The 10,509-nt window shown below is 43.5% G+C and carries 12 protein-coding genes; 5 read left to right on the forward strand and 7 right to left on the reverse strand.

Annotation, left to right across the window (positions count from 1 at the left end; translation table 11 throughout):
- Positions 1–766 (forward strand): sensor histidine kinase (locus ACH8E3_RS16355; protein WP_458633712.1); only part of this gene is annotated, 766 nt, incomplete at its 5' end.
- Between the two features lie 119 nt (positions 767–885).
- Here the strand turns inward: ACH8E3_RS16355 and ACH8E3_RS16360 are convergent.
- The gene (locus tag ACH8E3_RS16360) at positions 886–2,007 is read right to left on the reverse strand and encodes a glycoside hydrolase family 88 protein (protein WP_458633713.1); all 1,122 of its coding nucleotides are present in this window, start codon (positions 2,005–2,007) and stop codon (positions 886–888) included.
- Positions 2,008–2,139: 132 nt separating this feature from the next.
- Between ACH8E3_RS16360 and ACH8E3_RS16365 the strand changes: the two genes are divergently transcribed.
- The gene (locus ACH8E3_RS16365; protein ID WP_458633722.1) at positions 2,140–3,033 is read left to right on the forward strand and encodes a helix-turn-helix transcriptional regulator; all 894 of its coding nucleotides are present in this window, start codon (positions 2,140–2,142) and stop codon (positions 3,031–3,033) included.
- Between the two features lie 110 nt (positions 3,034–3,143).
- Here the strand turns inward: ACH8E3_RS16365 and ACH8E3_RS16370 are convergent, their stop codons facing one another.
- On the reverse strand, positions 3,144–3,701 hold the full coding sequence (locus tag ACH8E3_RS16370; RefSeq protein ID WP_458633723.1) for a tetratricopeptide repeat protein: 558 nt from the start codon (positions 3,699–3,701) through the stop codon (positions 3,144–3,146).
- A complete protein-coding gene (locus tag ACH8E3_RS16375; protein ID WP_458633714.1) occupies positions 3,653–4,000 on the reverse strand; it encodes a hypothetical protein in 348 nt (115 codons plus the stop codon). Before ACH8E3_RS16375 ends, ACH8E3_RS16370 begins: the two co-directional genes overlap by 49 nt.
- Before the next feature lie 1,216 nt (positions 4,001–5,216).
- Between ACH8E3_RS16375 and ACH8E3_RS16380 the strand changes: the two genes are divergently transcribed.
- A complete protein-coding gene (locus ACH8E3_RS16380) occupies positions 5,217–5,474 on the forward strand; it encodes a GlsB/YeaQ/YmgE family stress response membrane protein (RefSeq protein WP_458633715.1) in 258 nt (85 codons plus the stop codon).
- Positions 5,475–5,823: 349 nt separating this feature from the next.
- Here the strand turns inward: ACH8E3_RS16380 and istB are convergent, their stop codons facing one another.
- The 4 genes from istB to ACH8E3_RS16400 all read right to left on the reverse strand — a co-directional run bounded on the left by istB (position 5,824) and on the right by ACH8E3_RS16400 (position 9,600).
- Positions 5,824–6,603: an IS21-like element helper ATPase IstB gene (istB, locus tag ACH8E3_RS16385; RefSeq protein WP_458633716.1), complete on the reverse strand. Its 780-nt coding sequence runs from the start codon at positions 6,601–6,603 to the stop codon at positions 5,824–5,826.
- Positions 6,600–7,844: an IS21 family transposase gene (gene istA / locus ACH8E3_RS16390; RefSeq protein WP_458633717.1), complete on the reverse strand. Its 1,245-nt coding sequence runs from the start codon at positions 7,842–7,844 to the stop codon at positions 6,600–6,602. Before istA ends, istB begins: the two co-directional genes overlap by 4 nt.
- A 188-nt stretch (positions 7,845–8,032) precedes the next feature.
- Positions 8,033–8,269 carry a hypothetical protein gene (locus tag ACH8E3_RS16395; RefSeq protein WP_458633718.1) on the reverse strand — a complete coding sequence of 79 codons (237 nt, stop codon included), beginning with the start codon at positions 8,267–8,269 and terminating at the stop codon, positions 8,033–8,035.
- A gap of 209 nt (positions 8,270–8,478) precedes the next feature.
- On the reverse strand, positions 8,479–9,600 hold the full coding sequence (locus ACH8E3_RS16400; RefSeq protein WP_458633719.1) for a PIN-like domain-containing protein: 1,122 nt from the start codon (positions 9,598–9,600) through the stop codon (positions 8,479–8,481).
- A 169-nt stretch (positions 9,601–9,769) separates the two neighbouring features.
- Here ACH8E3_RS16400 and ACH8E3_RS16405 point away from each other — a divergent pair, with 169 nt between their 5' ends.
- Positions 9,770–10,096, forward strand: a complete 327-nt coding sequence (locus ACH8E3_RS16405; protein WP_458633720.1) for a transposase — start codon at positions 9,770–9,772, stop codon at positions 10,094–10,096.
- Positions 10,097–10,140: 44 nt separating this feature from the next.
- Positions 10,141–10,500, forward strand: coding sequence for an IS3 family transposase (locus ACH8E3_RS16410; RefSeq protein ID WP_458633721.1), 360 nt, complete (start codon positions 10,141–10,143; stop codon positions 10,498–10,500).
- Positions 10,501–10,509: the final 9 nt, after the last annotated feature.

Here is a 10,509-nt window from a genome sequence, read left to right on the forward strand (position 1 = left end):
TTTAACTACTGTATATTCTATTGAGAGGTACGACAACTATTGTGACACAGGGGGAGGCGAACAAATCAGGCAGTTTGACACCAGACGGAATCTGTTACTGTCTAATCTTTCCCATGATCTACGCACCCCTTTAACGATGATTTTAGGCTACGCAGAAACGATTCGTGCTGGATTGTATAAAGATGAGAAGGAACTACAAGCGAGTGCCAAAGTTTTGCTCCAGCGCTCTCGTTACATCGATAAACTTTTAGATCAATTGTTAGATATTACTCGCCACGATGAGGGGAATTTAAAGCTTCATGTTGAAGTACATAATGTATCGGAAATGATGCGGAAAATTGCTGCAGACTACCTGATGTTTCTTGAGGGTCAGAACTTCACTGTGGAAGTGAATATCCCTGACGAGGATATCCAAGCCTGGATTGATCCCTCCCTAATCGAACGTGCGCTACGAAACCTATTGGACAACGCCATTCGCTACGGATCAGAAGGGCATTATCTTGAAATCGGACTTTCCGAAAAGGATGATACCCTACTCATGACGGTCATCGATAAAGGACGTGGCATTCCCTCACAGGATCAAGAGCATGTTTTTGAACGTTTCTACCGTATCGATGACAGCAGGAAAGGTGAGGGACTCGGCATCGGACTTTCAATTGTCAAGGAAATCACCTCTCTCCATGACGGATCAATTACCTTGACGAGTGTTCCTTTTGAAAAGACAGCGTTTGAGATCCATCTGCCAAAAAGTCAGCGTGAACAGTAACGCTCATACAAAACAATACGACCAAGACCACCAACAATTTGATGAAACAGTCAAATGTTGGTGATCTTGGTCTATTACATACTTATGCAGTTAGTATGTTTCCTAGCAAATCCATTATTTTATTCGTACCAATATCCCTTATGTCCTTTTTCGATACGCATAAGTGCTTCAAGGTAATAGTAGTCTCCCCAGATCACATAATCATCTGGGGAGTTATCCTCGCGCACGCTGTAAGATCCCCGCTCAAGCAACCCTTGTGCATCCGGCTTACCCAAAGTGTAGTAGTTCTCCGCAAGTCCCTTCATCGTCAACTCCAGTCCTTGTTCAAGCATTTCACGGGATTCGTGATCTGCAGGTAGCACCTTCAGTAGCTCAAGTATTCCGCAGGCTGTGATTGCCGATGCCGAGCTATCGCGTTTTGTCTCCGCATTTACCGGCGCATCGAAGTCCCAATAGACAACATGGTCTTCAGGCAGGCGTTTCAGGAAAAATTCCGCCATGCGAATAGAGGTCTCCAAATAACGCTCATCTTTCGTGTAGTGATAGGATAAAGCGAAACCATAGATGCCCCACGATTGCCCGCGCGTCCACGTCGATCCATCCCTGTAGCCTTGATGTGTGCCACCACGTTGCGAATCCCCAGTCTGTTGGTCAAAATAGAATGTATGATAAGAGGAGTCATCGCCGCGAACAAGAAATCGGTGGCTTTTATTTGCGTGGGCAACCGCAACATCGTAATACTTTTGATCCCCTGTCGTTTCATACGCCCAATATAACAGTGGTAAATTAAGCAGGCAGTCAATAATAATCCTTCCACCGTTCTCCGGATCACCTTTTCGCCCCCATGCTTGAATAATTCCAAGCTCTGGCCGCCAACGTTCCATCAGCGCATCAGCTGCATCGATTGTCAACTGCTTTGCCGCTTCGTCGCCTTCAATCATCCATTGCGCTTTGGAAGACAAAGAGTAAAGAAATCCGATGTCGTGATTGTCTAACATGATGCGTTCATCAAGACGCTTACGGAAGCTGGCTACCGTTCGGCGCGCTGCCTCTCTAAAAGACTCGTCTCCCGTGTATTCATAACATAGCCATAGCATACCGGACCAGAAACCATCGGTCCATTCCGCATTATCATTTAAAAGATATTGACCATTCAAGCTAACATGAGGAAATTGATCATCAAAACGTTGAATGTTTGCCTTTGTTTTCCGTACTGCATCATTTAAGATATGTTGCCACATAATTTCATCCCACTTTCCATTATATTGTAGTATGAGTATAACAAATGTTAAAAAACCACAGTTCAGTTGTTTTGTGATAGACTTTAGTTATATTGCGGTATTTAGAAGGGAGTAGCATGAAACGTTGTGAGCATGAATCGCCTTATATATATTGACTTTCAAGATACTCCGATTCTTGCCAAATTAGGCGAAGAAGCTGAACCCAGTTATCGGGGTTATTTCCACTACCATCAGGGAATTGAGTTTCTTTATGTGCATGAGGGAGAAGGAAGTATTATTCTGGAGCAAACCGTTCATTCCTTAAAACCCGGAACGCTGTTCCTATTCCAGCCGTATCAACTTCATTACGTTAAGGCCGCCACCGAATCAGCAACATATGTGCGTTCCATTATTCATTTTGAACCTAATGCAGTCATGAGTATGATTCATGCCTTTGGTAGCCTAACCGCAGGATTAAAACATATTTGGAAGGATCGATTGGCTGCCCAAGTTATACCAGGCTTTGGGGATCGACATCCTATCGAATCACTTGTTGAGGATTACAAGCGGCTGCTTACTGGTGCTACACCGGAGGGATATCAATCGTTGTGCATAGCTCTACTTGTACAGATGCTTGCCTTTCTTGAAGGCGAGAACACATTCCCGCCAGACAAATCATCTTTCATGTCAAGGTCAACCACCCATGCCGAAGCGATTATGGAATGGATTGAAATCAGCTATAATCAGCCTTTCAAACTGGATAAGTTAGCGAGCGAGCTTCATTTGTCCAAATATCACGTTTCTCATCTTTTCCGGGAAGAAACTGGTCATTCTATTACCGAATATTTGCTAGCGAGACGCGTCCAGGAGTCTTGTAAACTACTTGCTACTACCAACATATCCGTGGAAGCGATTGGCGCACGGGTCGGCTGGCCCATCCCGTCCCATTTCTCCAGCCAGTTCCGCAAGTATGCCGGTTGCACTCCGAAGCAATACCGCAACAAACAGGCGTTACTACTGCCGGCCAAAGATGATATGTCGATTTAATGGAGGATGGCACTTATGACATTGCCAGTAGTAGATGAATACAACATCTGAAAAGGAACGATTATATTTACTGGCGGCGGGCTTGCATTAAATCCTGTTGCATCAAGGGCCTATGCCTTAACAAGTAAAAAGCACTTGGTACCCATCCATCGCCCCCCAATTGGAATTACCAAAATGTACGCGATTGGATTCATCCATTGCTCTTCATATAAGAAGTCCTGCTGGCTAAGAGGCTCAATGCAGTTGCCCTTCGTTCCGTTATCGAGGATGTGGCATATGCGCTCCAGACCCAATTGAGCTTCTGTAATAGCAGGGTGCGGCAGAGCATTACCGGCAAGCCTCAAAGCCTCCCGGTAATGCTCTGCCACCAAATCATGCCGCCCTTCCGCCTCCCTAATTTGAGCGGTGCCGATAACGGCCATTACAGCCATCAGTTGATGACCTAAGCTTTGGCAATTCGTTATGACCTCGTTATAGGCTTTGCATGCTTCGGCATAATCTCCCCGCTGCTGGCAAGAGACGCCCAGCATCCAAGCGGATGCTGTCCGAACAGGCAGGTTATCACTTCGCAGATATGCAAGTGCACGGCGTGATTGAGTTATTACATTGTTTAATACGTCTATTCCTCTTTTCCTCTTTTCGCAGTATTCCTTGCAGGCATAACCAATCCGACAAGTTCATCCGTCTTGTCTTCGAGCACCGAGACTTGCATAGCTGCTTCGGCTGCTTGAAGACTTGAATCGGCACTATCCTGATTATCGGGCAACACTATGGATGCAAATGTAGCGCGGGTAGCCGCGATTAATCCGATCAGGTCCATGACGCCGATGTCTTGTTCCATACCTTCCAATACTGCCTCTGCAGCTCTAAGCTTCTGTTCGACCCCCGTCGACTTACCCGTAATCAATAGAGCAGATCCATAATACACCCACAGCTCCGGTCTGGCATCCAGCTCCTTGGCAGGCAACGACTCCAGACAGTTAAGCGTAATTCTTGCAGCCCCTCGTAGGTGAAGAGGTATACCAACGACGTTCTTTATCTAAAGGAATGATAAACAAATTCTTGCGACTAAGATCTATTAACATATCCTTACCGGAAATCTCAGGATTGAGCATAAGGTCATCGCATAATGAACCGCACAGTCGGTCGAGGAGAAATGTTTGCAGTAAAAAATCCTGTACGGCTTTGGGTTGTCGGTGCAGAACCTCTTCTGCTAGATAGTCCAGCACGAACTGGTGATTGCCCGAAAAGGACTGAAGAAGCCGATCAGCGTCATGATATCTTCCTGTATGGAGATCGCAGCCAAGTGCAGGCCCGCAGCCCATCCTTCGATGCGTGACTGGAGCTCGGCTATGTGATCCATGGAGAGGCTGAAATCCATGACATGGTTAAAGAAAGCTTCCACCTCGGTAAGCGTAAATCTCATATCGGCAACACGCAGCTCGGTTAATTGATCCCGAACCCGTAAACGTGGCAATGAAAGTATGGGGTCTTCACGTGTTATTATCACAAGGTGCATCTGATTCGGAAGGTGTTCTAGCAAGAAAGATAAGGCTTTGTCGACCTCTTTGGAACTCGCCGCATGATAGTCGTCATGTACAAGAATGAAAGAAGAAGGAACGGAACTGAGTTCGTGAAGAGGAGCCGAAGAATGGACTGTGTAGGTTGGGGTTGAGGTGATTGAATTAGAGAAAGCACGCCTTCACCTATATTCTCCGCTATGGTCCGAAGAGCGAAGATCATATACGTTATAAATCGCGTAAGTTCATTGTCTCCTTGTTCAAGTGTGAGCCATGCGGCCGGACGCCCTCAGTAGGTCATCCATTCACTAACTAAAGTCTTTTTACCATAGCCCGTCGGTGCGGAGATAAGGGACAACTTGCAATGCAATCCCATATTTAGTCTTTCGATTAGTCTCTGACGTAAAACCGTTCTTGACTCAGGCGTCGGGATATAAAATTTGGTTGCGATTATAGGGGTTGACATATATCAGTTATATCAGCACAGATTCTCCATTATCAATACATAGAAGAGCCTGATTGCGATATCTGGTATCAAGTCGTACAAATAGTACGCTTTATAGAATTTATTATAGAGGGGGAACAAAATATCATTCAATAAAGAGTTCAACTATCCCATTTCCAAGCATACCTTGAATAAACGACTGGAAAGGGGACAAATCAATGTATCTGATCTGGGTGTTAATCATTGGTGGGTTGATCGGCTGGCTAAGCGGCAATCTGATTGGCAGGGATGTTCCGGGAGGCGTGCTGGGGAATGTGATCGCAGGCTTTATCGGCTCGTGGCTGGGTACAGAGCTGCTGGGTGCGAGGGGACCAGTTGTGGGTGGATTTCATATCATTCCGGCCATTGTTGGATCAATCATCGCCTTGCTGATTTTCTTTGCACTGGCCCGTGGCGGCGCTTTCCGAAGACGGTAAAAATCATCTGTGTGCCGAGAAACGGCCTTGTGGTACGGTTCTTTGTGTATCACTAGATGGTGAAATTTAAGAGGCACCTATTTGGGTGCCTCTTTCGAAAATAAATTTGCACTCGTTCCCTGCGTGGAAATCTTAACCTTGGTTTGGATTTGTCGCATCTCCTTTAGATTGCGAATCCTGTGTAGGTGCTGGATCTTGAGTTCCTAGTGTTGTTATGTTAATCAGAGGTTAGGTCACTAACAGGAATCGTAATGTTTCCTTCGTTCTTCACCTCGTTCCCGAAGAGTTGTCAACACCAACTTAATAATCCCCAAAAGTAGCAGTTGAAAATTCCCTGGTTTAAACTGAATTATGTTTCTTCTCTTCCCATTGTTTCAGGTTTGAAGAATCCAGCCTTTTTCTTTTCTTTAATCCTATAGCTTTCACCCTTGATGTTTATGGTTACTGAATGATGGAGGAGACGGTCTAGAATCGCAGTAGCAAGGACCGTATCGCCGAATATTTCACCCCAAGATCCAAACGATTTATTGGAGGTAAGAATGATGGAGCCTTTCTCATACCGTTCAGAGATAATCTGAAAGAAGAAGTGAGCGGCAGCATCATCCATCTTTCGGTAACCAATCTCATCGATAATGAGTAGATCTACTTTGAGAAACATTCGTACCTTTTGTTTCATCGTGTTCGTTTGATGCGCCTGCTGTAGGGTCTGGACGAGATCATGGGCTGTTATGAAGTAAACCGAATACTTTAGGGCAATCGCTTCTAATGCTAGAGCGACGACGAGGTGAGTCTTACCCACCCCTGGTGGACCAAGAAAGACAAGGTTCTCTTGGTGCTCGACAAACCTCATGGTAGCCAAATCCTTCATCCGTCGTTCATCCACAGTTGGCTGAAATGAGAAGTCGAACTCAGCCAATGTCTTTTGGTACGGCAACCTCGCTTGTTTGGTTCTTGTCTGTAAATTACGATGGTGTTTAGCCTCTAATTCCTCTTGTAATAGCTTGTCTAAAAACGCAAGATAGGATATATTCTCTTTAGCTGCTTCTTCTGCATGCTGATGGAGAATTTCAGGTATTCTTCCCCATCCAAGCTGCTGAAAAGCTTCGTGAAGACGTTCGGTGAGGATCATTGTACGATCACTTCCTCATCCGTTAATGCTTCATAAACCGCTAATGAACGTTCGGCCACTTCGAGAGCAACTGTTGCGACCAGTTTAGGCATGGGTTGGGGAACCTTTTTGTAGCCTGCTGTTCGGATGCCTTCGAAGTGTTTTTTATTGGTTACAACTTGGCGAACACCGATCGCTTTCTCATGTTTTGTGATGAGTATGCCTTCTTGGTCGTAGATGTGAAGCATACCGTTCTTCTCGTCCTGTACATGTACATGATGACCTACATAGATAAACGGAACCGAGTAGCGATTGCCTTGGTAAGAGACTAGTGTGTCACTGGAAACCTTGCGGATATGCCGTTCTTCAGAGTGGAAAGAAAAAGAATTGACTGACTTTAACTTTTCATGTGCTAAACGTTGATTAGGAACTTCGTATGTAGTCCCATGTACACGGCAGTTGGCTATGTTATCCAACCAAACGCGTACTTGTTGATTCAGATCGTGTAGTCCTGTAAACGATTGAACCCTTGGCCAGAAGTTCTTCCGAACATAACCAACACCATTCTCCACTTTTCCCTTTGTTCGTAGGCGATAGGGCTTGCAACGACGCAGAATGAATCCATGATGGCTGGCGAACTTCGCAAATCTCTCGTTCCATATGACTTCCCCTTGCTCATCTTGTCCAATGACAACGGTCTTCATATTGTCATACAAACAGGTTCTTGTAATCCCTCCAAAGTACTCCATAGCTCGCTCATCGCATCCAATTAGCGTCTGAACTTTCTCATCCTCTGTATATTCCACATACAACGTACGCGAATAACCAAGTACCATAACAAACGCATACAATCGCTTTTGGGATTGATTCCAATTTACTCTAAAGTGACCCCAGTCGACCTGTGCTTGCTCACCAGGCTCAGTTTCAAACCGTTCCGTAGCCTTAGAAGAAACGTTAGGCTTTAGCGGTCTCATAAAGTAACGAAGTGTGGTAATGCTCCCGATGTATCCTTTTTCTTTGATCTCATCATATATGACCACTGCGTTTAAACAACCATCTTCCATACGTTGACGGACGTAGCCCTTATATGCATCCAGCTTGCCAATTCTTTTGCTAGTACGTTGATAACGATGATGTTCATCTTGATTTAACCATTTTCGTATTGTCTTCGGGTCTCTTCCTAATTCGTTAGCAATATGTGTGACATACATACCTTTCGCCTGCATTTCCTTGATCACAAAAAACTCCCCATTCTTGACCATATATTCCTCTCCTCTCGGAGATTATTTCGGCTAATTGTGGCGAATTTTCAAGTGCTGATATTAGGTATTTTACAATTGGTGTTCACAGAGTTTCCTCAGGCCGTTTACGGCGATGACAGGCGTCTTAGACGTATTGAACTGGGAGCATTTATGCAACGTGATAATGATCGTCTTCTTATCCTCAGACATCACATAGCTGTCCAGCTTCGGATCGAGTTGCACCAAATGATCCTAATCTTGGACAGGTCGACGGAGTCTCCTTCAATCCCACAGTCAGTGTCAGATTCAATTTGTTCCCCACCAGACACTTCAAGAGGTTTGGTCTCTTCAAACATTCTGGCTGCTTCAAAGGCTCCACTAGCAATGAACTCGCTACTTGCCTCGTCCTTTCCGCCAAACGTACCGTCCGAAGAGTTTTCTAGCAACTTTAGCTCCAGAGCCAGCCTTCTACTAACATACCGACCGGTCTGTAAACACCAGTAACACCTACATTAACACTTCCCGCGCTTCTACACCCCAATATTTCGCCCTACTTATGATACGGTTCACCGTATCATTACTAAAGCGAAATCACTTTTTCATCAAGCTACTCTAACATTTAGAGTAGCTTAAGTATATAGGGGAAAGTGTCTTTTCACTGATCTTGGTGATCAAATCTTCTATCCCATCTATCTTGTAGAAATTCAAAAGACAAGTCCATTAAAGTTTGAAATTCGTTCTTATCAGCTAAACCTTCTACATACGAAATGCACATTTCAGCGAAAGAGTACTTAACTCCCTTAGCGTAATGCATATCTATTCTCATCACATCATCCATAATATGAACTAATCCTTTTTTATCAATAAAGTTATTTACTACCCATTGATATAACTCTTCTGACCTATCGTAAAACGTTTCAATTGTGTAGCCTTCTCCAACAATCCTTAATATTTCAACCTGTAATCTGTTTGGAAACTCCCTCAAAATAATTAGGTTTTTAGCTGGTATAGCCCTAAATTGAAATCCCGTTTCTCTGGAGAATTCTTCACTCAGCTCTGTTCTTTGTGATAGTGACTTTCCTTGCCCCCCTTTTATGAACCAATCATTTTTATCATCATATGTAATAAAAAGTACATCGGCCTTTATTTGTAATATATGCGCCCATATTTTATAGTCTCCATAAGGATCAGAGTCAGAACTACTCTTTGCCTTCCCTTTATCCTTTAAACCAGGAGGAATGTTCTCAATAATTCTCCTCATTCCTTCTGATTCTAATTCTTCTATTGATCCTAAGTTATCCGGAAGAAAGTAGGATCGGTTTATTAATCGCTGTATTCTCTCCAAAATTTTATCTTCATCAAAAAGATTAGACACTTTTGTATGTATAGAAGAAAGTAAATTCCTGTAGTCATTTAACTCTTCACTAATTTTACTTTTCATTTCAATGGCTCTCAATAACTCATCCGTTTGTGTAAACATTGGACAGATTTCTTTTAATGATTGATTAGGATTTATTTTAATTTTCTCTAATTCATTTATAATATTTGATAAAGAGTTCTCAGTTTTCCTTATGAGTCCTTCCCTTCTTTTTTGAAATTCAATAACAACCTGCGATGGAATTACTAACCTATCCTGTCGTGAGAACCACTCTAATGATTCTAAAACCTTTTCTATTTCCACACCCTTCCATTGGTAAGCTTGTAGCAAAACATTTGTATCAATAACTATTTTTGCTGTCTTAATAAAATATTCTAATGGTTCTGGTTGTACAATCATCTAACATATCCCCTTATTTTTGTGACAATTTGATACTTCATAGAATTAATAACCCATTGTTTTATTTGATAAAAAATATCCATTCTTGGAGTATCTTTTTAGCCCCCTAGGAGACTTGGACAGTACACCCCTTATTCCGATACAATAATAGTAGACGGAGGGGAACGTTATGAAGCGAGTACAATACGATCTAGATTTCAAGTTAGAGATCCTTAGAAAAGGGAAAGAGATGGGTAATCTAACTGCAGTAGCCAGACAACATGAACTGGATCCCAAGATGGTACTGCGATGGTCCAAACAGTTGGATCGCAAGGATGTTAATAAGCTAGACGGTGCCGGTAAGCGACAAGCTGCATTCATCCCCACTGCTGATGATTTCAAGCAGTTGGAGCATGAGAACGAAAAACTAAAGAAGCTACTTGCGGAACAAGCTCTGGAAAGAGAAATTCTCAAAGACCTACTAAAAAAAACGAACCCGGGCTTAAGGATAAAATAGAAATTGCCCATAAATATATTGTATGCGGACACTCCACCTCCTTTGTGTTGCGTGTCGTTGAAGTCAAGCGTTCCACATACTACGCTCACGTGAATAGAACTGAATTTGTACCTATCCACAGGGTCGGTCGCCCCGCACCTGGTTACTCATATACGCAAGCTGGAGAACGTGTAAGTGATGAGGAAATCAATGAATGGATTATGGAGTTCATTGCCGGCGAAGGCTCTGCCTATGGCTATCGCAAGCTCACCATCCTTCTGAGAAGACGTTACCATCTGGTTATCAATAAGAAGAAAGTATACCGATTATGTAAGAAGATGAATGTGCTGCGTCCACAACGAAAGCGAATCGTCAAACACGGTAGTTGTCAAGATAGTTGTCGCGATTCTATAGAACTTATGTAGTTATTTGAT

It is taken from the genome of Paenibacillus sp. CMAA1364 (assembly GCF_054373195.1).

What these genes read in the sequence shown, in the direction of transcription:
- ACH8E3_RS16405 (WP_458633720.1), top strand. Translation starts at nt 9,770, where the DNA reads ATGAAGCGAGTACAATACGATCTAGATTTCAAGTTAGAGATCCTTAGA.
- istB (WP_458633716.1), bottom strand. Translation starts at nt 6,603, where the DNA reads ATGATCCTCACCGAACGTCTTCACGAAGCTTTTCAGCAGCTTGGATGG.
- ACH8E3_RS16380 (WP_458633715.1), top strand. Translation starts at nt 5,217, where the DNA reads ATGTATCTGATCTGGGTGTTAATCATTGGTGGGTTGATCGGCTGGCTA.
- ACH8E3_RS16400 (WP_458633719.1), bottom strand. Translation starts at nt 9,600, where the DNA reads ATGATTGTACAACCAGAACCATTAGAATATTTTATTAAGACAGCAAAA.
- ACH8E3_RS16360 (WP_458633713.1), bottom strand. Translation starts at nt 2,007, where the DNA reads ATGTGGCAACATATCTTAAATGATGCAGTACGGAAAACAAAGGCAAAC.
- ACH8E3_RS16365 (WP_458633722.1), top strand. Translation starts at nt 2,140, where the DNA reads ATGAATCGCCTTATATATATTGACTTTCAAGATACTCCGATTCTTGCC.
- istA (WP_458633717.1), bottom strand. Translation starts at nt 7,844, where the DNA reads ATGGTCAAGAATGGGGAGTTTTTTGTGATCAAGGAAATGCAGGCGAAA.